This is a genomic window from Flavobacterium sp. FG139, from assembly GCF_057809695.1.
In genome coordinates, this window is record NZ_JBMDKL010000010.1 from 100,962 (window position 1) to 127,686 (window position 26,725).

General features: G+C 28.5%; 22 protein-coding genes and 1 tRNA gene. 4 read left to right on the forward strand and 19 right to left on the reverse strand.

What is annotated here, in order from left to right; genetic code table 11:
• Positions 1 to 147 precede the first annotated feature (147 nt).
• From ACODSI_RS10150 to ACODSI_RS10170, 5 genes are all read right to left on the reverse strand, one after another.
• Positions 148 to 3,924: an nSTAND3 domain-containing NTPase gene (locus tag ACODSI_RS10150; RefSeq protein WP_488916738.1), complete on the reverse strand. Its 3,777-nt coding sequence runs from the start codon at positions 3,922 to 3,924 to the stop codon at positions 148 to 150.
• 224 nt (positions 3,925 to 4,148) lie between these two features.
• A complete protein-coding gene (locus tag ACODSI_RS10155; protein ID WP_488916739.1) occupies positions 4,149 to 4,745 on the reverse strand; it encodes a hypothetical protein in 597 nt (198 codons plus the stop codon).
• A 188-nt stretch (positions 4,746 to 4,933) separates the two neighbouring features.
• The gene (locus ACODSI_RS10160; protein WP_488916740.1) at positions 4,934 to 5,257 is read right to left on the reverse strand and encodes a hypothetical protein; all 324 of its coding nucleotides are present in this window, start codon (positions 5,255 to 5,257) and stop codon (positions 4,934 to 4,936) included.
• A complete protein-coding gene (locus ACODSI_RS10165; protein WP_488916741.1) occupies positions 5,254 to 5,661 on the reverse strand; it encodes a DUF6864 domain-containing function in 408 nt (135 codons plus the stop codon). The genes ACODSI_RS10160 and ACODSI_RS10165 overlap by 4 nt, the downstream gene beginning before the upstream one ends.
• Positions 5,662 to 6,029: 368 nt before the next feature.
• On the reverse strand, positions 6,030 to 6,797 hold the full coding sequence (locus ACODSI_RS10170; RefSeq protein ID WP_488916742.1) for an XRE family transcriptional regulator: 768 nt from the start codon (positions 6,795 to 6,797) through the stop codon (positions 6,030 to 6,032).
• Positions 6,798 to 6,894: 97 nt separating this feature from the next.
• On the opposite strand from ACODSI_RS10170, the gene dinB reads away from it, so the two are divergent.
• From dinB to ACODSI_RS10185, 3 genes are read left to right on the forward strand one after another with little or no spacing between them, the layout of a single operon-like run.
• Positions 6,895 to 8,046, forward strand: coding sequence for a DNA polymerase IV (gene dinB / locus ACODSI_RS10175; RefSeq protein ID WP_488916743.1), 1,152 nt, complete (start codon positions 6,895 to 6,897; stop codon positions 8,044 to 8,046).
• On the forward strand, positions 8,047 to 11,100 hold the full coding sequence (locus tag ACODSI_RS10180) for a DNA polymerase III subunit alpha (protein WP_488916744.1): 3,054 nt from the start codon (positions 8,047 to 8,049) through the stop codon (positions 11,098 to 11,100).
• 45 nt (positions 11,101 to 11,145) lie between these two features.
• Entirely contained in the window at positions 11,146 to 12,516 is a 1,371-nt protein-coding gene (locus ACODSI_RS10185; protein ID WP_488916745.1) for an exonuclease domain-containing protein, read from the forward strand.
• Between the two features lie 27 nt (positions 12,517 to 12,543).
• Here the strand turns inward: ACODSI_RS10185 and ACODSI_RS10190 are convergent, their stop codons facing one another.
• Genes ACODSI_RS10190 through ACODSI_RS10210 form a run of 5 tightly spaced genes read right to left on the reverse strand, consistent with a single transcriptional unit; the run spans position 12,544 to position 21,104 of the window.
• Positions 12,544 to 14,733 (reverse strand): hypothetical protein, encoded by a 2,190-nt coding sequence (locus ACODSI_RS10190; RefSeq protein WP_488916746.1) that lies wholly within the window; start codon positions 14,731 to 14,733, stop codon positions 12,544 to 12,546.
• 3 nt (positions 14,734 to 14,736) lie between these two features.
• Positions 14,737 to 15,918, reverse strand: a complete 1,182-nt coding sequence (locus ACODSI_RS10195; protein WP_488916747.1) for a hypothetical protein — start codon at positions 15,916 to 15,918, stop codon at positions 14,737 to 14,739.
• A 49-nt stretch (positions 15,919 to 15,967) separates the two neighbouring features.
• On the reverse strand, positions 15,968 to 18,004 hold the full coding sequence (locus ACODSI_RS10200; protein ID WP_488916748.1) for a UvrD-helicase domain-containing protein: 2,037 nt from the start codon (positions 18,002 to 18,004) through the stop codon (positions 15,968 to 15,970).
• A complete protein-coding gene (locus tag ACODSI_RS10205) occupies positions 17,994 to 19,862 on the reverse strand; it encodes an ATP-dependent nuclease (RefSeq protein WP_488916749.1) in 1,869 nt (622 codons plus the stop codon). The genes ACODSI_RS10200 and ACODSI_RS10205 overlap by 11 nt, the downstream gene beginning before the upstream one ends.
• 18 nt (positions 19,863 to 19,880) lie before the next feature.
• Positions 19,881 to 21,104, reverse strand: coding sequence for a hypothetical protein (locus tag ACODSI_RS10210; protein ID WP_488916750.1), 1,224 nt, complete (start codon positions 21,102 to 21,104; stop codon positions 19,881 to 19,883).
• 322 nt (positions 21,105 to 21,426) lie between these two features.
• Between ACODSI_RS10210 and ACODSI_RS10215 the strand changes: the two genes are divergently transcribed.
• Positions 21,427 to 21,843, forward strand: a complete 417-nt coding sequence (locus ACODSI_RS10215) for a hypothetical protein (protein ID WP_488916751.1) — start codon at positions 21,427 to 21,429, stop codon at positions 21,841 to 21,843.
• Positions 21,844 to 21,846: 3 nt separating this feature from the next.
• Here ACODSI_RS10215 and ACODSI_RS10220 read toward each other — a convergent pair whose 3' ends face one another.
• The 9 genes from ACODSI_RS10220 to ACODSI_RS10260 form a co-directional block, all read right to left on the reverse strand.
• Entirely contained in the window at positions 21,847 to 22,587 is a 741-nt protein-coding gene (locus tag ACODSI_RS10220) for a P-loop NTPase family protein (protein ID WP_488916752.1), read from the reverse strand.
• Positions 22,574 to 23,248, reverse strand: coding sequence for a hypothetical protein (locus ACODSI_RS10225; RefSeq protein ID WP_488916753.1), 675 nt, complete (start codon positions 23,246 to 23,248; stop codon positions 22,574 to 22,576). The genes ACODSI_RS10220 and ACODSI_RS10225 overlap by 14 nt, the downstream gene beginning before the upstream one ends.
• A 32-nt stretch (positions 23,249 to 23,280) precedes the next feature.
• Positions 23,281 to 23,478, reverse strand: coding sequence for a hypothetical protein (locus ACODSI_RS10230; RefSeq protein ID WP_488916754.1), 198 nt, complete (start codon positions 23,476 to 23,478; stop codon positions 23,281 to 23,283).
• The gene (locus ACODSI_RS10235) at positions 23,475 to 23,843 is read right to left on the reverse strand and encodes a hypothetical protein (protein ID WP_488916755.1); all 369 of its coding nucleotides are present in this window, start codon (positions 23,841 to 23,843) and stop codon (positions 23,475 to 23,477) included. The genes ACODSI_RS10230 and ACODSI_RS10235 overlap by 4 nt, the downstream gene beginning before the upstream one ends.
• Positions 23,844 to 23,898: 55 nt before the next feature.
• Entirely contained in the window at positions 23,899 to 24,105 is a 207-nt protein-coding gene (locus ACODSI_RS10240; protein WP_488916756.1) for an excisionase family DNA-binding protein, read from the reverse strand.
• 113 nt (positions 24,106 to 24,218) lie between these two features.
• Positions 24,219 to 25,100: a hypothetical protein gene (locus tag ACODSI_RS10245; protein WP_488916757.1), complete on the reverse strand. Its 882-nt coding sequence runs from the start codon at positions 25,098 to 25,100 to the stop codon at positions 24,219 to 24,221.
• Positions 25,101 to 25,286: 186 nt separating this feature from the next.
• Positions 25,287 to 25,360 (reverse strand) — tRNA-Arg (locus ACODSI_RS10250).
• Between the two features lie 140 nt (positions 25,361 to 25,500).
• Entirely contained in the window at positions 25,501 to 25,644 is a 144-nt protein-coding gene (locus ACODSI_RS10255) for an SsrA-binding protein (protein WP_488916758.1), read from the reverse strand.
• Positions 25,645 to 25,708: 64 nt separating this feature from the next.
• Complete coding sequence (locus ACODSI_RS10260) at positions 25,709 to 26,644, reverse strand: coiled-coil domain-containing protein (RefSeq protein WP_488916759.1); 936 nt, start codon at positions 26,642 to 26,644, stop codon at positions 25,709 to 25,711.
• Positions 26,645 to 26,725 lie beyond the last annotated feature (81 nt).

Genomic DNA, 26,725 nt, shown 5'->3' on the forward strand with positions numbered 1-26,725 from the left:
CGTAAAAACTACAACTTTTTGAGTTGTAGTTTTTATTATATAATGTTATGAAATAAAACGAAAATAAAATATCTAATTAATTCTCGAATTGATTATGTGTTTATTTTATTAGGTATTTATAAAAAGGTATCGCAAAAGTCGTCTTAGTTAATAAAACTCTTCCATAAAATCTCGCTTCTCTTCTCTTTCAATGTCTTTGTTCTTCCAAATAATCCTTTGCTCGAAATAATCTATATGCTCAGAATAGTCTAATATATTGGGTAATGTATTTATCATTCTTAGAATATCTTGATAAAATACTATTTTTTTCTGATAAACGGGAACCCAGCTCCCGGTTGTGCTTGAAAATCTACCAAAACTAATTTGCTTTGTAATTTCAATATCCTTATTCAGCAAGAGAAACTCTTTAAAATAATCCATAAACCAATCTCTGTAAGTGCTATAGACAACTTCAACTAACATTAACAGTAATTTTTTATTGTTTGAATGCTTCTGCGTTAACTTAAAAATAAATGCTTTGACTCTTTCTGCTCTATTTTCATCAGTATTACTAAATCTGAATATGGAATTAATATCATCGTCAATAAATAATGTATATTTCTCTTTATTTAAAATTGTTACTAATATATCTTCTATCAATTCTTCATATTCAGGATAGTCCCAGATACAATCAGTATTAATGTTTTTTAGTTTAATTTTAGAAGAATAGTCTAGACCAATCACATCATTTTTTAAACTTTCATTAATAAAGGTTCTGTTGATCTCCAATATTGCCCTTAACTCTTTGCCATCGTAATCAAAATGAGAATCAATCTCGTATTGTGCCCAATACGCACTTTTTAAAAGTTGAGTGTGGTTATTAAAATAAGAGGAGCACTCTGCACAAAAATGAAAGCCAAAATCACGGCTTGTTTTCCGAGCTTTATTCAGTCTAATGCTTGTTATGTAAGAGATAATGTTATGATCTTCTAATTCTTTATTATTTCCTTTATAGCTGTCAAATACAGTTTCATATTTAACATAGTCTAGCATTTTATGTATATAAATGTAGTCATTCGTGTTTTTGAAAATATTTAGTAGTAATTCTAAGAAACTTTCATTAATTTGGTCCTTTGGCAACATAGTTAAAAGAACAGATTCCCAATAAGGTCGTTCTTTAAATTCATAATCGTTTATTATACTCAGGAGTTCCTGTCCTGTCATAATATTTTCTAACAATGCTACATTTACAACGGTTGTTTGTAATGGGAGAAGTACTTTACCACTAAAGAATAATCGCAATGCGTTTTCAAATTCATATTTATCTTTTCTTGCAATAGAAGCATAAATATCAGTAACGGCACATTCTATATGCCAGCCATTATTGTCTTTTTGCTGTTTGTACAAATCATCAATACTTAGAAGCAACTTTTCTAAACTCTCCCAATCATTTATCTTCACAAAATCATTAAGCTCCTGTCTTTTCTCCGATTCAGATTCTTCAATGGATTTCCCTTCTCTATATTCCCAGCTTGGCTTTAAAAATTTGGATAATTTTCTTATATCAGAATCAATAAAAGCATTCCAGTTTTCAGGATATTTAGTTCCAGCTTCTGTTAAGTGTTTAGCAAGTACACTTACAAATTTGCAATGTGAGTATTGTTTGTTATCCAGCTTTTCAGAAATGATTTTTTTTAAAAGGGGTAATTCATCTACATAAATACTCTTATCAATTTCTCCACTAGGATAACTATATTGATGCAGTATTTTCTGAATTTGTTCGTTTTCAGTATCAATCAAATGGTATATTTGATTTAGAGTTCGTTCTCTTAATTTCATTAATTCATCTGATTTATATAGATCAAAGTTGTAAATTGTAAATTTATGTCCTTTGGCTGATGTAAACTGCGTATAATGCCATCCAAACAGAGCTTCTGATAATTTCAGGAAAATACCATTTGCAAATGATTTTTCAATACCACTTAAATTTTCATCTAACAAAATATCGAATAACATATTTTGTCTAATGTAACTGTGCTCTCTGTCATCTAATCTGTACTTAAAATCTTCGTGGATAAACTTTAATATTTCGGGTAATCGACTTGGTTGCTTGTTTAATAAAATTAATGTGAGCTCAAGTGAAGGTTTGAGTAATTCATTTGGATGGTTCCAAAAATCTTTCAAAAGTTCAAAATGCTTCGAGGCTCTTGTATGATCATTATTCACATAACTAAAAGTAAGTTTCTCTGGTTGTTCTTCCTGTGGAAGGCTTCCTATCCATTTTTTTAAATACAGCAAACAGTCACGTCCTTTATAAAACCAAAACAGATTGTAAAAAGTATATAATTCTTCATCTGAATTTATATGTTTTGTCACTTCATTCAAATGAGGTAATACCAAGTCCTTCACGTGATGATAGGCAAATGTGTTATTAACGTCTACTAGTGTTGTTCGAATTCTATTTGAAAACTTCTCTATAAAAGTAGTAATCCACTCTGCATAATTGATAACGGCAGACTGCTTGTCAATAAAGCACTTATAAAAGGCATATGTTGCCAAAACCTGATCTGATACTTTTACTATTTCATTGGAATAGACATCTAATATTTCATTATTGTGAAGTTCAATAATAGAACTCCATAATTCATTCCATTCAATACTAAATTTAATTGAAAGCGTTTTTTGTAATTCTTGATTATTTCTGTCTAGAACACCAAAAAATGAAACAATAGCAAGGGATTTGAGAATAATAGGATTGTTAAAGATACCTATTTCTTCAGATATCTTATTAAAGTACTTTTCATAAAGTAGTACAGGACTACTCAAATAATTTGTTTCTGAATCTGGAGTTACTGAATAGGTAGCCATTAAGGCAACTCTGGCATTTCCTTTGGCTAAGTCAATTATTTTTCGTTTTATATCGTTATGATGTTGAAGATTAGGTAAAGCCGCTACAATGATTTTACCGATTTCTTCATCCTTAAATTCAGGTATATTAAATTCTTTATATGGATAATTGTAAAGGCTAACAGATACTTCCTTTTTCACATAATCTCTTGATGTAATAATCAATTTTACAGTATAGGATTTAGAATCTTCTAATTTGCTCAACAAGTAGTTTAGGTTATTAATTGATTTATTAGCATCATCAAACAAAATTACATGTTGTTTACCCACAGAAAAAAGATGCTGATAATCATCCCATAAGGACACTCCTGAACTTTGGATAACAATTGGAACATAATCATCTTTTGAAAGTTTCTCCAAAATCTTAACCGCCAATTTAGATTTGCCTACACCTGCACCACCTGATAATAATAAAATGTCATATTTCTTTAAAGCATCTATACTATTTTTGATTTCTTCTTCTCTCCCTATGAATTCATTTGTTAACGATGGCTGTAATCCCTTTTCTGTTTTTAAAAGAAATTGATCCAAAGTGTATATATCTCCTTTTACCATTTGAATATTCAGATACTCATCAGCTAATTTAGGGATGTCAAATATCATCATTGGCAAATTTTGGATATTGAAAATCTCAAACTTTGTATTTGGATTAAGAGATTTTACTTTTTCATTTAGCAGATTGTATTCTTTAACACTAACTTTGTCATTGCAGGCTAATATGACTTTCTCTATTTTATTCTTTTCTATTTTTGTTACAGCTTCTTTAAAGCAATGGTCAACATCTTTTGATAGTTTTTCAAAGAAAGTTTTCGATTCCCCTAATCTTTCTTGAGTTGTACACTCAACAAAAATGTATTTATCTTCGTTTACAAAAAATGAATCTGGCGTTCCTTTACTGGTTTTTTCTTTGCCAACAACAGCTCCAGGAGCACTAATAAATTTGTTACCTTGTAAGTGTAATAAATGGTTTATTAAAGTCTGAAAGGTTGCTTGATTAATTGCTTTTAGGGCATTCTCAATTTGAGCTATTGTATTCATGAATAATTAGATAAAATTGTAAAGTTCATTTTTAGAGGATTTCCTATAACCTTATATCGCTTCAGCCGAGTACCGGTTTTCGACATTAACGAAAATAAATATACCGAAAAGTTAGAACGAAAAAACGCAATTGAAAGAAAAAGATATTCACTTCCTCATCCTGATAGATCCCGAGCCACGCCATTGGTGCAAACCATTGACAGCAGAATGACTTTTTTTGTTTTTTAATAAATCTTTGACAATATTATTATTCCGTAAATCCAAAAGTTATATAAAAGAGTGTACATTAATCCGTAAAATATACTTCTTTCGACATTTCCGCTACATTCTGAGGATTTTTTAAATATTAATCTTAATGCTCTAAAAAAAATCCAATATATCATTCCCAAAAAAATCAAAATAGACAACCAAATTATTGTTCCAAGGGCAAAAAAGAGATAACTAATAATTATAGTTGCTAAAATCCATAAAATTATGCTCATAATTATTCCAATAATTCCATCACCGATTTCTGGGATAGAATCTCCAAAAGCATGATCAGCATTAATTTCTTTTAAAAAATTTAATTTTTTGGAATCGAATTTGTCAGTGAATTTTCCAAGATTATCTTTAAGTTTAGTTCCATTATACAAACTAATTGATATAAAAAGGAAAAAAGCGATTGAAAGAATTGAGGTTGAAATTAAAGAATTTTCAATAACAGTTTTATGTTTTCCAATATCATAAAACCAAACACTCAATATTGTAATTATCATTGTAATTAATGATATTGTGAATATTTTTTTTGAGTCGATTAATGTTCTTCTGTTTGGTATTTTCATCTATTAACTAAATTTGTTTTAGTCTTTACACTAACGTTTCACGGCTTAAATAAGTGGCGATGAACCAAGACCAATCCTTCACAAATATAAACAAAACTTTAAATTAAAAACCTTACCGATTTCAAATAAATCCCATGCCTCACCATTTCTTGAAACGGCTGATAGCAGAAGTTGTTTTGTATAGAAAACTACTTGTCTTTTTTTCCAAAAATGAAACCTAAAGCTAATGTAATTAAAGGTGTTATTATTCCCCAAAATTCTAAAATTCCAATCGCCTTGGGATTATTTTTTGTGTCACATGCTAACATACTTATGGTGTATCCAATTCCAGATAATAGAAGCACAAATATTGTAAGTCCAGCAATATTCATCTTGATAGAATTTCCAGAGCCAAAAAATTTTCCAAGAGTTCCAAGCTCTTTATCGGCAAAATCATGCTCAAACGATTTAGTAATTATCATTTGGCTAGTTTCTGGATCCTTAGGTAAGTTTTTTAAATCTAATCCTTTCATAAGTTTTCATATTTACCTACAAACCAGGTGTAGTTTATCATTGGACAGTCACTAACCTCATTAATATCAATTCTAAAATTAAAATAAAGTGTTCTACCATTAAATGTTCCTAAATCCAAAAATTCAGTAGGACCAAAATTATTAGCTTTACCAATATAATTAACTTTGACTAATAATGTCTCATAATCAAATTCACTTAAATTTATATAATTTTGAGTAAAAATTGGATTACCATTATAAACTCCTTTTGAATCAACATTACTTGTCTTAAATTCAAACCGAACTTTTATGGGCGTGCCATCTTCTTCTTCAATTTTTAATATAATAGGTTTTGTAATATTATAATGTATAATAGACCCACTATCTATAACATCGTAATCTTCATCAAATTCTATTTTCGTCATAATTTTTAATTTTTCTTGTTTTATTCTAAAATCATACAATTTTTGCTATAGTATATATGCACAACTTATTACAGTTATTTATTTTTTTATTGTTTATTTTCAGTGTTTTAGTAAAGTCGATTTATAAATGTGCAATGTGTATATTTGTTTAAATCAAATGTATAAAATAATTTAAATTAAACTTTCTAGTGGACTTATTATTTTTCTTATGCTTTTTTCAATAAAATTGGTGCATAGCAATCATATTTTGATGTCCTTAAGACCAAGGAGTTCTTGAATAAAACTAATTTTTAATATTCATTTTTTTGATATGGTTATTTTTTTGTTTTCTTCTTATACTTAAAGTGTTTAATTTTTGTAAAACTATTTTAGGTATTAATTTTAGCTTTAACTTCACGTAATTCTTGACGCATTTCCATCATTAAAGAAGTTAAGTTGTCAGCTGAAAAATCAGTTTTTTTATCTGTTCGACCTATACTGCACTCATATTCCCAAATCTCCAAAATGTCGGAAGCTTTCACTTCATAAGGCTCATAAAAAGTATTATCAGAGTTTAGCATTAAAGAATTTTTCCCATTTTTATTCAAACGTTTATAAACGATACCATTATCTTTTGTAATCACTATGTAAGTCTTGCCATCTAGTACATTACCCAATTTTTCGATATAGCGACCGATAATAATCGAACCATCTTCGTGTGGTGGCATAGAATCACCTTCTACTGGAAAACCTCTGTGTTTGCCTGGCCCGAGAAAAGGTAGTGAGATTTGTTGTAATGATTCAATATACTCAGGATCAGAATAACCATTTAAATAGCCTGCTTTGGCTTTTTGAGTAACTACTTCAACTAAATTATTACCATGTGAATCTACCGTTATAGGAAGTAATAATCTGTTGTTTTCTAACTTCAATAAATCTCCAATTGGTATTTTTCTGACGTCTACAGAAAGTAATAAATCAATACTCATTGAAAAATATCTAGATATTGCTAGTAGCGTTTCTGGTGGTGGGAAGTTTTTTCCATCTTCGTATTTAGCATATCTAGGTCTAGGAATTCCAATACCATCAGCAATAACTTGTTGTGATACATCTTTTTTAATTCGAAGGTACTTTATGTTTTCTGAAAATAGTGACATATGTTAATGTGAGTATTTGTCACAACAAATATAAATATAATTGTGCGTATTCGTCCTAATTTTGTAAAATAATTTTTAATTTAAATACAATAATAAAATGACTAGGGCAATTGTACACATGGACATGGATACCTTCTTTGTGTCTTGTGAACGACTCACAAACAGTTCTTTAAATGGAATTCCACTCATTATTGGTGGTGGAGACCGTGGAGTTGTGGCTTCATGTTCTTATGAAGCTAGGAAGTTTGGAGTTCGTTCAGCTATGCCCATTCGAATGGCGATTAAGTTATGTCCACAAGCCAAAATTATCCGTGGTGATATGGATTTATATTCCAAACTTTCTGCTAATGTTACTCAGGTTATTGAAGAAAAAGCTCCCATAGTTGAAAAGGCAAGTATTGATGAACATTATCTTGATATAACGGGCATGGATAAGTTTTACGGATGCTATAAATGGACTGAAGAGCTGGCTCAAAAAGTTATGAAAGAAGTGGGTTTACCCATAAGTTTTGCACTATCAGTAAATAAAACGGTTTGCAAAATTGCCACTGGTGAAGGCAAACCAAGAGGTAATTTAGAAATATCAGAAAATAATGTACGTCCTTTTTTAAATCCTTTATCAATACAAAAGATACCTATGGTTGGTGAAGTTACTTTTCAATTATTAACTCGCATTGGAATTAGAAACATTCAAACCTTATCTGAAATGCCTCCAGAAATCCTTCAACAAATGATTGGAAAAAATGGAGTAGAGTTGTGGAGGAAAGCCAACGGAATTGACAACAGTCCTGTAGAACCATACAAGGAGCGAAAATCACTATCAACCGAACAAACCTTTATACAAGATACAATTGATATTCCGGTAATGAAATCAATTCTTGTTGGAATGGTTGAAAAGTTAGCTTATCAATTGAGATCTGAGCAATGGTTAACTTCAACAGTTGTGGTTAAAATTAAATATGCCAATTTTGATACACAAACTAAACAAGTTGGAGTTTCTTATACCTCAGCTGATCATGTTTTAATAAAATCTGTGATTGAATTATTTGATAAATTATATGACAGAAGAATGCGACTTAGAATGATAGGGGTATCCTTCAAAGGATTAGTTAGAGGTACTTACCAAATAGATTTATTTGAAGATACTGTTGAAATGTTATCGCTTTATGAAGCTCTTGATAAAATGAAAAAACGATTCGGATTTAATGCAGTAGGAAGAGCAGATACAATACTTAAAAATAATTTATAAATGCATCTTAATTGTCATTCTTATCATAGTCTACGCTACGGAACCATTCCGTTAGAAGATTTAATTGCACAAGCAGTGGAATTGAATATATCTGCGATGGCATTAACTGATATCAATACCGTTACAGGAATTTATGAGTTTATTAAAGAGTGTAAAAGTGTAAACATTAAACCTTTAGTAGGAATTGAATTCAGAGACAACAACCAATTAAAATACATTGGAATAGCAACAAATTTTAAAGGTGTAGGTGAAATGAATCGGCTTCGTACTAAACACAATTTTGAGCAAACGGAACTTCCATTAATTGCCCCAAAATTTGAAAATGTAATACTTATTTACCCAATAGATAATATTCCAGAAACACTAGCTGAAAATGAGTTTATAGGTATAACTTCTGAGCAATTAATCAAGTTGTATGATACTAATTTAAAAGCTCAAATTTCTAAAATGGTCATTCTACAGCCTGTGACTTTTAGAACTAAAAAGGAATTTAATTTGCACAAAATTTTGCGTGCTATTGATAATAATGTCATTCTATCTAAATTAACCCAAAGCGATTATTGTAGAACATCTGAAGTAATGATTTCTGAAAAAGAATTAGCAGCAAAATTCAGTGATTACCCAGAAATTATTGAAAACACTTTAAAAGTCATTGATAAATGCAATGTCGAATTTGAATTTGAAACTCCTAGAAATAAGAAATTCTACACTAATAGTGAAGAAAGTGATATAGCATTGTTGACAAACTTAGCAAAGCAAGGTTTGAAATGGCGTTATGGAGACAACAATATTTTAGCACAACAACGTGTAGAGAAAGAATTAAAAGTTATTAATGAATTAAAATTTAGCGGTTATTTTTTGATGACTTGGGATATTATACGATATAGTAATAGTTGTGGATTTTTGCATATTGGTAGGGGTAGTGGTGCAAATAGTATTGTAAGTTATTGTCTTGGTATCACTGATATTTGCCCTATTGAATTAGACTTGTATTTTGAACGGTTCTTAAACGTAAATCGTAAAAGTCCTCCTGATTTTGATATAGATTGGTCGTGGAAAGAACGCGACACTATTTTAGAATATATTTTTAATAGATATGGTGCTGAACATGTAGCTTTTTGTGGCACAAACGTTGAGTTTAAATATCGTTCTATCTTTCGGGAAGTGGGTAAAGTATTTGGTTTACCAAAAGAGGAATTGGATGTTCTGGCAAAAAATCCGATGAGTTTACATGATGGAAATAAGATAGTAAAATTGGTCCAAGAGTACGGAATGTTACTAGAAAAATATCCAAACCAAAGAAGTATGCATTCTTGTGGGATCATAATATCAGAAGAACCTATAACTAATTTTTCAGTATTAGAAATGCCTCCAAAAGGATTTCCAATTGTATTATTTGATATGCATGTTGCAGAAGATATTGGGTTTGAAAAATTTGATATTTTAAGTCAGCGAGGTATTGGACATATTGATGATACAGTGAAACTCATTGAGAAAAATAGAGGTATAAAAGTCAATATTAGAGATACATCCATTTCAAAAAATGAGTCTTTATCCAATACTTATTTGAGTATAGGAAAGACCATTGGTTGTTTTTATATTGAGAGTCCAGCGATGCGTGGATTATTGAGACGATTAAAATGTAATGATTACATTACTTTGGTTGCTGCTTCTTCAATAATTCGCCCAGGTGTGGCGCAATCGGGAATGATGAAGGAATATATTTTTAGGCATAACAACCCTGACAAATTTGAATACTTTCATGATGTATTTAAAGAGCAACTAGGAGAGACGTATGGTATTATGGTTTATCAAGAAGATGTAATTAAAATTGCCTTGCATTATGGAGGTTTGCCAGCTGCTGATGGTGATATTTTACGACGAGCGATGAGTGGAAAAGGACGTTCTAAAGCAGCATTGCAAAAAGTAAAAGATCATTTTTTTGAATGTTGTAAAGCTAAAGGTCATCCTGAGAAATTGAGCACCGAAATTTATAGACAAATTGAATCCTTTGCCGGCTATTCTTTTTGTAAAGCTCATTCAGCTTCCTATGCTGTAGAAAGTTATCAGAGTTTGTATTTGAAGGTGTATTATCCAATTGAATTTATGGTAGCTGTAATCAATAATCAAGGTGGCTTTTATCGAACTGAAGTTTATATTCACGAAGCTAAAATGTCTGGAGGAAACATTAACAATCCTTGTGTCAACAAAAGCAATTATGAAACTACTTTGTATGGTGTTGAAGTATTTTTAGGATTTATCCATTTGGAAGGATTGGAAACTAGAATCGCACAGTTTATTGTTAAAGAAAGAGAAACCAATGGAGTTTATTTATCTCTGGAAGATTTTATAAATAGAGTTCCCATTGGAATAGAAAGCATTCAAACATTAATTTTTATTGGTGCTTTTCGATTTACAGGACAATCCAAAAATCAATTACTTGTAAAGGCTCGATTGATAATGGTAAATTTTAAACCCGAAGATAGGAGTTGGACTTTACTGCAACAACCCATCAAAGAATATAAATTGCCTGTTTTACAACGTTCCGATTATGAAGATGCATTTGATGAGATTGAACTATTAGGATTTCCAGTTTCTTGTTCTCCTTTTGATTTGCTTCAAACGAAATATCGAGGTGATGTTTTGACTAAGGATTTATTGTCATATCATAAGAAAACGGTTAAAATGCTGGCTTATTTAATTTCTAGAAAGCAAGTACCAACTAAAATGGGTACAATGTATTTTGGAACTTGGATAGATGCTGAAGGAGCATTTTTTGATACGGCGCATTTTGCCGATTGTTTAAGAAAATACCCATTTCAAGGTGGTGGTTGTTATTTGTTATTAGGTCAAGTTGAAGTTGATTTTCATTTTCCAACAATTACTATTTCCAAAATGGCTAAAATGCCTTTTATTGTAGATCCCAGATATTCTAATTCTAAAGATAGAGCATTTACAACGCAACAAAATTTAAAAGAGGATGTAAGTAGTACACAACGTCAACCTTATCCACAAGAACATGAAATTAATTTGCCAAGACTAAAGATGAATTAGAGTTCAAAATCATACTATAATAAAGAGAGTAACGTTAAACAAGCAATGAAAAAACAAGAATACGCCATAGTCGATATCGAAACAACAGGAGGAAATGCTAGCGGAAGTCGCATTACTGAAATTGCAATCATCATTCATGATGGAAAGAAGATTATTGATAGATGGGAAACATTAGTTAATCCACAAAAAGACATTCCGCCAGCTATTTTTGCGCTTACAGGAATTACTAACGAAATGGTTAGTAGCGCACCAATCTTTGATTTTGTTTCAGAAAGAGTTTTAGAATTACTCAAAGATCGAATTTTTGTGGCTCATAATGTTAATTTCGATTATTCATTTGTTAGAAACGAGCTCGAATTGTCAGGATTCAAATGGACTGCAAGAAAGTTATGTACTGTTCGTGCTGCTAGAAAAATCAAACCTGGGTTGCCTTCTTACAGTTTGGGAAGATTATGTAATTCCTTGGGAATTACTCTGGAAAATGCCCATAGAGCAGGAGGTGATGCTGATGCAACAGCCATACTATTTAGTAGATTATTAGAATGGGATGAGGCAAATGTTATTGAAACAATGATTAAAAAAACAGCAACAGATCAGCGTTTGCCACCCAATTTACCTCCAAGTGATTTTGATGCTTTACCCGAAGAAATAGGAGTGTATTATTTTTATGATCAATTTAAAAAAGTAATTTATGTGGGTAAAGCCATAAACATTAAAAAGCGAGTTTCATCTCATTTTAGCGGTCATAATATCAACTCACAACGACAAAATTTTCTAAGAGATATTCATGGAATTTCCTTTGAAATTTGTGCTACTGAATTAATCGCACTCCTTCTTGAATGTAATGAAATAAAAAAGTTATGGCCCGTGTACAATAGAGCATTGAAACGATTTGAGTTCAACTATGGACTATATGAATATGAAGCCAGAAATGGTTATCGTTATTTAGCAGTTGGTAAACTTAGCAAAGGGCAAAATTGCATTGAATCGTTCAATAGTTTACACATTGCAATAAATAGTCTCATGCATCTAAGAGATCAATTTGGCATTGATAATCGTTTTTGCAATTTCGGAATGCCAGAACTTCCTCAAACAATTAGTAAAGAAGTCGAAATGCTACCTGAAATGGATTTACATAATGAGAAAATAGAAAATGCTCTTCAATATTTAGTTTCCAATAGAGAAAGTTTTGCAATAATTGACAAAGGAAGAGCCAAGGATGAAAAGAGTATCGTCTATATTGAAAACGGTCACTTTTATGGAATGGGATATTTATCTTCAGATTTTGCTGTTAATGAACCACACGAATTAAAAGAACATGTGGTACGTTATTCAAGTAATCAATATATTATGCAGTTGATAACTGCTTTTGCAGATAAATATCCCCAAAGAGTTACTTCAATCCCTCAATATTAGCTCTAAAACTAGCCAACCAATATTCTGTTATTTCAACTTTATTTCAGTCTTTATGAATTTTGAGTAAACAATCTGTAATAAAACTACAATAATATTATCTGAATTATGTTGATGTAGTCGGTAAATTGAAATTAAATCACTTTTTTGAAGAGTTAATTTTCCTATACATATTGCCATTAAGAACTCATAAGGTGCAGTATCTTTGTTGTTATTATCATCTATTGAACTTATTATTATTGTAGACATCAATGAACTTGCATTGCTATCAATTTCATAATTCAATTCTTTATTTGTAGCTGCTCTCAAAAAAGATGCTTGTATTATTCCATCATTATATCTGTTGAAGTTTTCAGGATCGAAAATATGTCGTTCGTAAATTGTTTGCTTTATGTTCTTTTTAATCCTAAAATTATGCAATACTGATAATATAGAAAAATAAACTTTCGATTGTTGAATATCCTCAGGATTCCAATTTGTAAATTTAAAGAAAGCAAAATTCTTATTAAGGACTAACCTATCTCCATTTGATTTTTTTAAATAAACATTATTGATTAAACCATCAATATTGTTATTCAATTCATTATATCTATTCTGAAAATATTCTTTTGTATTATCATTAATTAATGTTTTTGTTTCAAATACATTAAATCCTTCTAATAGTATATTTATCAATTCTTTTTCAAACTCCCAACTTATACTATCGCTATCTTCATTAGGCAACAAAATTTTGTCAATTGTAATAAAACTATATGTTGAAAAATCATTGTATTTACCATATTTGATGTTACTCATTAAATTAGAGTATGCTTTTTCATCAATACAACGCACAAATCCATTAAAATAAATAATTTGTGAATGTTCTTGTGTTCTCAGCTTTCTACTTACATCTGATATTTTTTTCCCATTTGAAATACAAGACGAACAAACTAAATAACAAGATGGTTCTGAAAATGTCTCATCTAATTTTAATTCTTTGTATAAAATTGATTCAACAGTTTTTGAATGGGCTACTTGATAGTACTCTTGTATCTTATCTGCTATGTATTTTGATTCAGCATCATCAACATATATTATACTTTTAATATTGATTGGAAGTTGATTAATAATTAAATTTTTTGTTTTCTTTTCAAAATGATTTAATTTTTCTCTGTCAATATCAATAAATAGTTTACTAACATCAATATAGATGTCTCTTGTTTTTCCTAAAGAATTTTGACCTTTATAACAACTAACAAAATCATAATCTAAATAATTATACATCAAATCACTTAAATTCTCTGGAGCATCTTTTAATATTATTTTAAACCTTGAAACTGTCGGTGGTGATGGGATAAATTGTTCATCTTCAAACTTAATTTCAAATGTTCTGTTAGGATATAGTTTCTTAAACTCTTCAGGTTTTCTTGAGACAAACTCTGTACTTAAAATTTCTATTGAGTTTTGTTTACTCATAATAGAATATCGACTCACTGTACTATTATCAAAAGCAAATAATACAACAATTTTTGACCAATCAATTCCTAAATCATTCAACTTTTTAGGCAAAGAACCATTTATTGAAGTAGATACAATAAATAATGAATTTCCAATATTTTCTATTTCATCTTTTGTAACGTGATTAGAAGAATAAAATTTAACTCTTGGATTATAAACCTCTGATTTATTAATGTTTTTATATAAAATACAAGAGTAGATTAATGGAAAGATTGTTGGAGTATCTGAATAAATTATGTCTGGATTATCTTTAAAATATGGTAGTAGAAAAATAGATAAAACATTTATATCTTGACTTTCTTTAAAAATATTAGCTATCCTGATAAAATGGGTTGCGTAAACACCTGATGGCAATAAAAAATAAGATTCTAAACCTGCTTTTAATATTGAATCGTACTTAACTAAAAAATGAGTGCAAATAGATTTTGAAAGTTCTGAATAAATATCTTCTTTAATATTTTTACCATCTGAAACATAAACTATTGAACCATCTGAATTGTACTTATATTCGGTAATCTTTATACTTTCGAAATTTGGTATTCTTTCTTTTTTAATCTCATAATTTTCTGAATTATCAGGTCTTAAAAAGTGAATAAACTCTGGTGTATAATTAAAATTAAGATATGACTTTATTTCTGTTTCTAGTTCTAGATTATTATCACAAGAAGATATTGCAATGCACCAATGCAATTTATTTGAATGATTGAATGAAGTGATTATCATAAATTAATTTATTTGGATTGGTAAAAAAATTGAAAACATTGTCCCTTCTGTTTTGTAACTAGGAATTGTTTTCTTTTGAATACTATGCCAATCATCTAATTTATAATTTTCACGATTGTTTTCTGTATAACCATTAAAAGGATTTTTATCAAAATCTCTAAAAAGTTTTAATCCATTAGTCCTTAATTTAAGATACCCTTTTCTATCTCCTAATAATGTCATCATATTATGTAATCCGAAACCTCGTTCGTAACTACTTGTTTTATCGCTAGTATTATTTTTAATTAAACAATCAATAATACTTTCGTAAATCTCCTCTTTTGAATCAAAGTCTTTAACTTCTTTTTTACTCCATTTGCTAGCCAATCCTGCTCCTGAATCAAATACTGAAATTTCAACAATAACATTATTAGATTCATTATTAGTAATCAAATTAGATATATAGTCAAACATTGGCTTATCATCTTTACAGTTTGATAATAATGTTTCTTTATTTCCTTGATGAGAAGAAAACAATAAACCTCTAAAGCCTGTTGGGAAAGTTTTTCCTGTATAATCTGTTTGACTCCAATAATGAGTGTTTTCTATAAGTTCAAATATAATTTCTCCTATTAGTTTTTCGTAATGTTCCAATACAAAAGTTGAAGTGCTTGAAATATAGTTTTTTGATATATCAATTAATATATTTTTTGACAATTCAATAATTTCTTTTTTTGATTTTAATATTCCATTAGAAAAATAAAATGCTGAAGGATATGGATTAGCAGAATGTTGTACTGAAGAAATAAAACTATTAGTTCCTTTTTTCCAATTCTCATTAGTCTTTAAAAATGAAGTTCTTTCTTTTATCACATTTGCAACTTTGGAAGAAACATCTGTTTGGTCTAATAAAAAAATTCCGTTTTTATATCCCATACAACCTGCAACAAAATTCCAATAACGATTAAACATTTTGTCTATTTTGTCATCAAGCTCTAATGTAGTTGAATTATAATGAATGTAAAGCTTTCCTGTGCTTAACCTACTCCAAGTAATTATTAGTTGTATTATTTCAGTATAAATACCAAGCTGTTTGCCTGTAATATTTGCAGGAATATATAAATCTACATTTGACGATTTCTTTAAATCCTTGTATGCCTTTTCAATTTCTAAATACGAAATATCATTCTTTATACTTATTTTCATTTGATTTTTTTTTAATCAATTAAACTTATTATCAATTAACCTAATATAACTAAGAAGCAGTTAAATTTTCTACCACCCAAATCCCACCTTTCGTATGACATAAACTATCCAAATAGTCTTTAACATTTTCTTCTAAGACTACAAAACATAATAAATGAGTTGGTCTTGAAAATCCTACATACATCATTTTTAATGCTTGCTTGTCATATGTCCCTTTGCATTTATGCTCCTCAAGTAACAAAGGATTAGATTTATCTTTACCCTTTGGTTTTATAATTTTTTGAGTATCGTAAGTTGGTCTTTGATATGCTGATTCAATATACATAGTTGCACAATGTGTTTGCCCTTTAACAGCGTGAACCGATGCTAAGTCTATTTGTATATCTTCTTTTTTCTTTGAAACTTCATTCATTTGTTCTTTTAATTGAAAATCACTAGAAATTATAAATTGGTTTGATTTTGAAATAATCTTTGGCTTATAATTTTCTAAATTTTGCCAATTTAAACCTATAAAATCTTTACTTTTAACAAAAGATACAATTTCTGTATTAACTTCTTCATTTTGTTTATAAACCACAATTCTAAAACACCAAGAATATAATTTAGCTTTAAAGTCATTGTAATCATCTTCACTTTGATTTTTAATGAATTGCATTAAAGTAGATTTTCGATATCTTCTTTCTCTCTCATCCTTTATATCCTCTAAATCTAAAATCCTTGTAAAACTATTCAGAATAGATTTCCTAATTGATTCTAACGTTTTCTTATCTTTATCATAGTGGTATAAATAATCCTTTAAACAACTATGATCGCCTTTTTTATTTATACTTTCTTTTTCATAATTCTCATAAAAATCAATTAGGCGCAATTTTTTAAGTTTTGTTTTTTTATCAATATTTTCTTCGTCATTATTCCAAACCGTATTCCAACTTATAATTTTAAATCCATTTTTTACATTTTTACTACAATGATGTAGGTTATACTTTTTAATTAATTCTATGAATAGATTCTTTATTTGATTTCCAGTTATATCTCTATTAATGACAATTAAATGAGGTTTTAAATTTGATTCTTGTAATTGTCCAACGACTTTATAATTTTTAGGTCTTTCTAAAACTAATTTATCTACTAGATCTGCTACATTTGAATTCAATCGTAAAGAATTTTGAAAACTTAAATCTATATATTTTTGTGAATCAAACTCTTGGCGAGTTTCCCAATCACAGTTTTCTTTTACAATATTATATATCGATTGATTCTTGTCTCCAATCCTTTGAATTATTGTTTTAGAATATATTGAAAAAAAAATATCATCAATTATATTAATTTGATACTTTTCTAAATCCTGCATTTCATCAATAAAAACATATTTAAAGCGCTTTTGAAGAATTAATTTTATTGTTTCAAATTTTAACAAATACTTATTCGCAAGAAAATAACCATCATCAAAATGTAAGTAACCATTTTTAATCAAATTTTCTTTAAATGATTTTAATCCTTTATATGTTGGTTTTGATTGGTCTTTCAATTCAAAATCTTCTTTGTTGGAATTTAATCCATTTATTAGGTTATAATCATTGTCAAATCTTAGATTGAATAAAAACTTTATTGGATTCTGCTTTTTATCTAACCAATTCTTTAAACTTAAATTTTTAATATTTGAGTAATATTTATTTATTTGGTAATCATATCTTTCTGTGTCAAAAGTTATCGGTCTTTGTTTGAAATGTGATATATAATTCGGAATAGCTAAATATTTATTGACAAAACTCTGAATTGTGCCCACAAAATTGGGATATTCAAAAAGTTGAGGGCAATGTTTTTTTAGTTTCTTTTCTATTTCGTCAATAGCATTATTAGTATGAGCTAATACCAAAATTCCAGAACCATCTTCAAAAGGCATATTTTGAGCGATACAATATAATTTGGCTATCAAAGCGGTAGTTTTTCCACTTCCTGGAACGGCTAATAAGTCACAAGTTTCCAAATTTTTAATAAAATCTATTCGCTCATTTCTGTCATCTTTAAAAGTTCCTTCTCCTAAAAAGATTTTTTCTGCTTGAGGTATGTATTTTTCAATTTCCATTTTTACAAGCGTGTTTTATAGCATCAACGATGTAGTAAAAAGTATCATCCTCATTGAAACTTAAGGAATTTGATACTTTGATTTTTTCACTTAGTTGGTAAGCAAGATCTGTTTTTTCAAGTCCATTATTTAGAAGTAATTTTGCTAATCCTATTTCCCAATCTTCATCCTTTTTACAATTAACAAATGTAGTTGAATGTACTATTTTTAAAATCTCTTTGAATGAATCTCCCAAAACTGTTGATTTTAGTATACACCATTCAAAAGTCCATTGTTTAGAGACAAAAGGTTTTACAAAATCACTTTTTTTATCTAAAATTTGATTTTCTTTTTCTTCAACCAATTTGTTATGATTAGTAATATTTTGTTTTACAAATGAATACTGTTTCTCTTTTTCAACCTCTTTTTGCTTTCCATCTTCAATAATAGCTTCCCTTTTATATTCTTTTTCATCTAAATCTGTAACAATTGAAACGGGAACTTTTAATTCATCACTATTTTCTTTTCTCAAAAAAACCTTGGCAAAATTAAGATATGCAGTTGAACCAACATTTACTATAGAAACTTCTTTTTTAGTTAAATCACAATCCATTTTTTTTGCGATTTCAGGTATTAATAATTCTTCTGACCAACCTTCCACTAAAATTACACCTTTTGCAAAAAATAGATTTGATTTTGTAACATCTAAAAATCGTTTAAGGTATTTATAACTATTTGCGTATTTACTTTTTTTCGTTTTTTCACCCAAATAAGTATAATCTTCTCCTAAAGGAAAAACATTAGTGTTTTTACAAATTATTAAAGATTTTAAATCAACTTTTGAAGCGATATTAGGGCTATGAGTTGTAAGTATAAATTGAATGCCGTTATTAGACTCTCCATCCAAGGTTTCAATAATTTTCATCTGAGCTTGAGGGTGCAAATGAGCTTCTAATTCTTCAATTATACACAACTTTAAACCATCATAATTATCCTTTTTCAAATGCAATAATTCAGCAGCCATAAACAATCGGTTCATAGTACCTAAACCTAAATTTTTCCTTCCATCAATACCTAATGAAATTTTTTCAAGAATACTTTTAATTTCTGCTTCTGTTATATCAAACTTTGAGATATAGTTATCATCAATAAAATTTTTTAAAAATGTGTTGATAGGTTCAGCAATTTGTTTTTTATTACTTTGTTGACCATCAACCTTTTCATTATCATCATTAAAATAGTTTTTAATTAAACTATTTGCATCTTCAAAAATTCGTTCTAATTGATGTTTACTGGTATCACCTTTTCTCTTTTTAAATAACTTATGCTCTTGTAAAATTTGAGATAGCCTAGAGTTCTTTTTAGCCATTAATTCACTATCTGCATCACGCAAGGCTTTTAAATAAGTACATTTTAAATACTCTCTAACCTCAGCGTTTAAAAGAAAACCCGTTCCATCCATACCTGCTTTAACATCAGATGGTATAATTCGGTTATCCTTGAATTCTGCTTGATAAACTAAAATTAATTTAGGTCTTTTAGTTATTTGTTCATCAACTTCTTCATCCTCCCAACCTAACCATTCAATAAAATGTTTGGCTTCATCCTCAGCAATTCCTTTAAAATGAATTTCAATTCTCAGTTTTTCAGTATTTGAATGAAAATCTGACTTTTCAACTTTTATCCATTCATATGCGTGTGTTTTTAGTACTAATTTAATGGCATCTATGATGGCTGTTTTTCCTGAATCATTTTCACCAATTAGAATATTCATGCCTTTTTCAAAAGGCACAGTTAGATGTGGATTTTCAAGGTCTAAATCATTTAATCCCTTACCATATTTTCTAAAATTCCAAAGTTTTAATTCTGATATATACATTTGATATTTTTATTAAAATCACCTTCTATAAACTAAAGCCTCATAAACAACATATCTCAAATACTCTTTAGCATCAATATCTTCGGTAAGCATATCTAATTTGTTAAACATCTCTAATAATTCTGCTATACTATCAACTTTACTACTCATTGTATCAAGTAAATTTTTCTTGTATTTAGCTATATCGCTTGTTTTTGCTTTATCAATTTTTTGCCTAACTAAAAACTTAATCTCATCTGGCTTCTTAATTTTTGCAATTTCTTTAATATCGTCTAGTAATTCTTTTTCAACATCAGTGTAGTTTGACAACTCGGCAAGTTGATTTATAGCTGTTACCGGTAATTGACTATGCTTAATTGATAATATGCTTGATTTAGCTTTTTTAGGCTTTATAAAAAATATATCATTGCTTGATTGACCTTCAAAATTTAAAGAATAAATGCAATTAAATCTTAGTGCTTCTCTTTTTATTTCATCGTTAGAGACTTCAATAATATTATCGAAATTACCAACTTTTGTTATGTTATTTGATTTATTACTTTTGAAAAAGATTCTTATGTAGGATTCATTGTATTCACATTTTTGAACAATAAATTTAGTTTTTGAACTTTTCATTTCATTATGAAGGGTAATCAAACCTATGAATGCTGCAATTCTATTATTATAATCAAAGTATCTTCTAGATGTTATAGCTCGTAAATAGTATTGATTATTTGTATCACGAATTATTCTGTAAACTTTATTTGTTTCAATTTCATTAAGTTTTAATTTTTTTAAATAATCGAAATTATAAAACACTAAATCTTTATGGCCATTAGCGATTAATTTCTTAGCATATCTATCCATACTGTATAAATCTGAAAAGAAATCTGTATGAGATGAATAAATAGGAGTTGCCACAAATTCATCACTCTCAAAAAAAGCTTGCGCCTCTAAATCAACAATATTTGAAAAACTAAAATTATAATTCTCTTTATATGAAATATTTATGTTTTGAATAGATGTTTCAACATCATACTTTTCAAATTTTTTCTCAACTTCTAATATGGTATTAACCAATTTTGAAGCTCCAGGAATTGAAATGAATTCTTTTTTAAGATTATTCAAATTTAGATGCTTTTCAAAATCAGATTTAAATTTACTATTGTCTAACAATTTTATGGCTTCTTGCATTGAAACCCCAGTATCATCTTTTTCAACATCATTTTTTGTAAATGATTTTTTTCTAAATAAGTCAGCCATAATTATCGTTACAAATTGTTACATATCAAACATACCAAAAATAAAAATCTTTAACAATAATTTAGTAGGTAGTTTTACGTGTTTTTTCAAAAGTAAAAACAACCAAAGTATTTTTTTTACGGTTTTCCGCATTTTGAAAAAATAAATAAACTTAATTGATGAAATTTTATAAATCAATTGTTAAAATACTATTTCAATTGATGGAATCTCAAAAAAGGTAAACAAGAGCGTGAACTTTAAAACGTATTAAGAAGTATTAAAATCTATTAATACGTTTTAATTCACTTTATTTGTTATTGTTTTTAAACCTCAAAAAACTTTTATGGCATCTTTCGATATTGTAGTAGCTCGCTCAAAATTTAATTTTCCTACTCAGATAAACAAGTTTCTAGAAAATGGAATTGTAACCCTGCAATATTTTGAAACACATGGAGATTTTAAATCACCAAAGAAGTTTAAGATGCTATTAGATAATCAAGGGAGAATCCAAGAACATATAGTTGAATTAAAGATCAATGAGGAAAATAACACTTATTATCCTCACTATTTAGGATTAGTATTTAATAGTTCAAATGTTATATTAAGCATCATAGGATTGACTGATTTAATCGAAGAAGGTAATGATTCAATCAGCTATTGCATTATATTTGAAAATAATGATAGTGATGGAGGAAGAGAAGGTTTTCCGATCAAAAATGTAGATACAAAGTTGAAAACTAAAAAAATAGAACTGGTATAGAATTTAGTTTCTAAGACTTTTTCCTCCGACAACTACAATGTTAAACATTTCAAATATTCTATCATATATTCTTCCATCATATTTAGATCCAAATTCTTCTATTGCTTTTATATAATCATCAGGATAATTTTCATCGAAATTACAAGTGAATATTGTTCTTGTATCATTTTCATATCTTGAAAATAAAATATCTTTTATTATTGGAATTTTTCCATAAGTTGAAGCATCTCGTTCAGATTTGACATCATCATAACATTTGAAACCTTTTGAATGTTTTTTATAAAAATCATTTTTTTGCATAATATTTTCTAATGTTTCAAAAGTGTTAACAACATCCATTACATTATATATTCGAAAATAATAGCTTTTATTGAATTCACAATAAGTAGTGAATAACCCCTCAAATGTTTTTAAGATTTTGGATTTACCTACGCCATAATTGCCAATAATTAATAATCCTTTATTTAGAGATGGGCTGTTAAGATTTTTTATTAAAATAGGAGAATTATAAAAATCTTCATTTCCACAAAAGTAATTTAGTAGTAATTGTAAGTATTGATTAGAATCATCATTAATTTCAAATTCTTTTTTAAACATTTTCTTGAAAATGATTAAAAACAGCTCATTAACATTGTCTTGAGATAGTAATATTTTATTTTCTTTTAAAAACAATCGAAAATCAGTATTTACAGATTCGTTATCTAATTTTTTAAAATTTTCTAAAACTTCTTTAAAGTTGTTCATGATTTCTATTTTTTATAAATGATTTTTTGTTATCAGTTTTTATAAATGTTTTCCAATTAGAAAGTCTAGTATTCAAATTCCAAAATTTTTCTTCAATAAATTTTGGTCGCCCGGTTTGCTTATTTTCTTCTGTCCAATAATTAAAAAAAGAATCTAAAATTGTTTTTGAATATTGATTTTTATATTTATCAAGCTCTGCTTGAAATAATTCTATTTCTTCTTTAATAGTTTTTTCTTTCTTTTCTTTATTAGTTGTTGTTACTTGATTGTTATTTGATTGTTGCACGTTTGTTTTTTGATTGCTATTGTGTTTGTTGTTATAATTATATTCAACAATGAAAACATCTGAATCTATAAGCTTTATTAATGAATATTGGCTTGTTGGTCTAAGCTTAATATAACCTGTCTTTTCTAATTTTTTTAGAGCCGTTCTTATGTTTTGAACGGAAAGATTCAATTCAACATGAAGCTTCTCAACAGAGGTAATGAACTCACCAACTTTAATTTCAATTCCTCTCCAATTATTTTGCTTGAAATTTGCTTTTAACTGGATATGAATGTATAACCTAAACACATTTGGTTCAGTATACCATTGCCAATCTAAAATAGCTTTTGATAATTTGACAAAACCATTTTCGTAGATGTTTTTTTCTTTTATCATTTTAAGTTTTTTTTTCAATTATTAGATTTGACTTATTTAATAGTTGATTTTTCTTTTTTGCTATTGTAATACTTTCTTATAGCAACTATTGCGGTAACAATAATTATTACAATAATTGAACGCTTCAAAAACTTATTTTCATCTTTAATTTTTGAAACATTTTCTATTTCCAACATAGTTAAATTACTTTCAGGAATTAGATTTACATTGTTTAAATCTGGATCTATCATAGCTTAGTTAATAAATAGTTGTTTTCATCAACTTTTTCAAATGAAAAATCATATACGGCATAGGTATAAGCTGTTTTGCTTTTATTCTCAACCATATTTGTAAAGAAGCGGAAGTCAAAGCCTTTTCCCTTCAAAAATTCTCTATGAACAGTTATAGATTTATTTTTATCTAATAATTCTATGCAAATTTTATAGTTGACTATTAGTTGGTTATTAGTTGACTTTAATTCGTTTCGTAATTTGTTGTTGATGGCATTATGATAGTTGATTCTATTTTTTTTAGAAGCAAATACTTGGTTGTTTCTTTTAGGAATGAATTCTTCCCCAGAATGCAAACATTTTCGGGTTTCTATATTTTTATTCATAGATGAAAAGTTTTTAAATGATTTAAAGTTTGTTAATATGCTTTGAGATAAAAAATTAGCTTTTATTTTGAAACTTTGGTTTTACAGCATTGATATTTTCCTCAGTCATTGAGTCAAAATGAATTAAGACTCTTTTACCAAGTTTAAAAGCTTTAATTCGGTTGTCACGTATTAAACGGTCGATGGTTTTAGCAGAGACTTTAAGATGAGCTGCTGCTTCATATCTTGAGAGATATTTTGGAGGTAGAATTTGTGTTTCCATAATTATTTGTTTTTCTTATGGCAAAGCAACAAATAATCAGAAAGTGAAAAAGTCCTAATTTTTACACCATTAAAAAAAAATAGGACGATTTGATATTGTTTTTTTTTGTATGGCTATTTTTTCATCCTTAGGCGAAATTTTTTAAAATATTCGATTACCTCATGATCATCACTTTTTGAGTTAATATATTCTCTATGAAAAAAAACACTTGTGATTAGAATGAAAAAGGGACGTAAAGTTCTATTTTGTTTCGTTTGACTTAGTGAATCATCAAAAATTATATTTTTTTCAATTAGTTGATTTAAAATTTTTTCAGAATCTTTCAAATCTGAGTAAAGTAACATTTCATTGTTTATTCTTTCTATTTCGATTTCATCTTTAGTATTAAAAGATTTTTTATAATTATGTAAAAAAGTTTTAATAGGATGGTAATTAAATGAATCACATTTTCCTTCTTCAAACTTTGATTTGTAAAGAGTGTATTTATTTATATATTTAATTACATCTAATACTTCAGTAAATTCGTCCTCGGTATTGCAATATATTAAGTTAGCAAATTTTACATACAGATATTTGTACGTAAATCTTATTATGCCGGAAATCAGCGCTGTCTTATATACTTGTATGCCTTTATTTTCATTAATTAAATCTTCTAGATAGTCATTAATTTTATTTAAATCGATTCTCATATTTAAAAGTTTAAGAAAGTCATTAATATTTGAAATTGATGAAGATGTTATTCCATCCTTTAAAGAAATTTTTTTATGTGATTTATTAAAGATAGCTCTTAGCGAGTAAATTGTTATAATTTCAAACAGATGTTGATTTTCGAATTGCTTTATAGAATGTATCAAAAGATTTTCAAATGTCATTGTTGACTCTGGAAAATCAACAAAAACAAAATTTTTTAAATCATCATAAGAGTCAAATTCTCTATTATCTAGTAAATTGAATTTATGAAAAGGAAAGGTTGAATTATTTGTAAAAATAGGCATACCCTTAGAATTTATTTTTAATGATTTTTATCCTCTAACAAATATTATAAATAATTAAATTCTCTATTTGTTTGATTAGGAGAAATTTATATCTTAGTAAAGATATTAGAAATGGGCACAAAAAGGGCACAAATGAATAAAAAAAATCCCCAAGCCTTTATTTATAAGGGATTGGGGATTGAAGAGTGACCTCGACTGGATTCAAACCAGTAACCTCTTGAGCCGTAATCAAGTGCGCTATTCAGTTGCGCCACGAGGCCTTAATGCGGGTGCAAATATAGGTATAAATGTGTAATTTGCAAATCAAAAGTGATATAAAAAAGCAAAAAATATGTGGTTACTTAAATAGTATCGTGATAGTCAGCTTTTTCCCTATTAAAAAAATAGGTGTTGAGGTGTTTTATTGCTCCAGTGCTCTAACAGTAACATAATACCGATACCCAATCAGTGCCAATTGCCATTTTTTGGCTTTGGTGAGGTCCAATTGCTGCTTGGTAAAACTGGGAAGCAGGAGTTTGTTGATTTTAGCTAAAACTTTAAACATAGGGTTTTTAATTTGTTACAAAAGTAAAAAAGACCGCTCTATTGGAACGATCTTTTTGGGATTATTATGTTTTTTGTGTTTTTAATTTAGGTTTGCTTTTCTCTAAATCTTTCTTGGTTTTTTCCAATTCTTCACGCGCTTTAATCATTTCTTCTTTGGCTTTTAGCATTTCCTGTTTGGCTTGCTCCATTTCCGATTGGGTGTCATCAGTACCTTTTAGATTCGGAGCCATTTTATTCAATTCCAATTGCATTTGCTCCATTTGCTTTTTATATTGGTCTAAGCCATCCTGATTTCTAAAATCGAATTGTTTCTGACCGTTGTTGTTGAATCCAAAAGAGTCCACTTTATTTTCGTTTTTTATCTTTTCTAATTCTTCAGGAGTATAATCATCGCCACCTTCAATAATCTTTCCGTCTTCTATTACCAAAGGTTTTCTATCGTCTCTTTGAATCATGATGCGCGACTTAGAGGATTTCATGCCACCATCACCGTCATTGGGAAAACTAAAGCTAAACGATCTCGAATCGCCTCCACCATTGTTGAATTGAAACTGCTTCATTAAGTCTTGCGGATTGGTAAAACCGTTCGTGAAATCGTTGCTTGCAAAACCATTATTAGTGGAATTTGATTCTCCAAAACCTATTTCGTCACCTTCTTTGTAAAACACGATAGTGGTAATGGGTTTTTGGTTGTCGTATTCCAAATTGCCTTTATTTCCCTTGCGGTCTGCATAGGCTACTTTAATAGCGGTAATCTCGTTATTAGCATTGCGTTTTACACCCGAATATTTGATGGTAATTCCCTTTTCAGACAAAGCTTTGATGTCGTCTTTCATTTCCGACTCGGGTGTGTTTTTGTTCCAAGTCATGACGATATCGTTACTGTGATCTTCCGATTCTGATAATGAAAACGATTTGTCGCTTTGAGCCAACGTATGCAGTTGAAATAAAAGCATTACAGCCACGGCATACTTCATAAAGATTCTATTTCTTGACATGATTATTAGGTTTAAAAATTCTAAACAAATTTAAAAAGAGATTTATTTTGCCAAATGATGTTTTGCAAATTTTTAACTTTT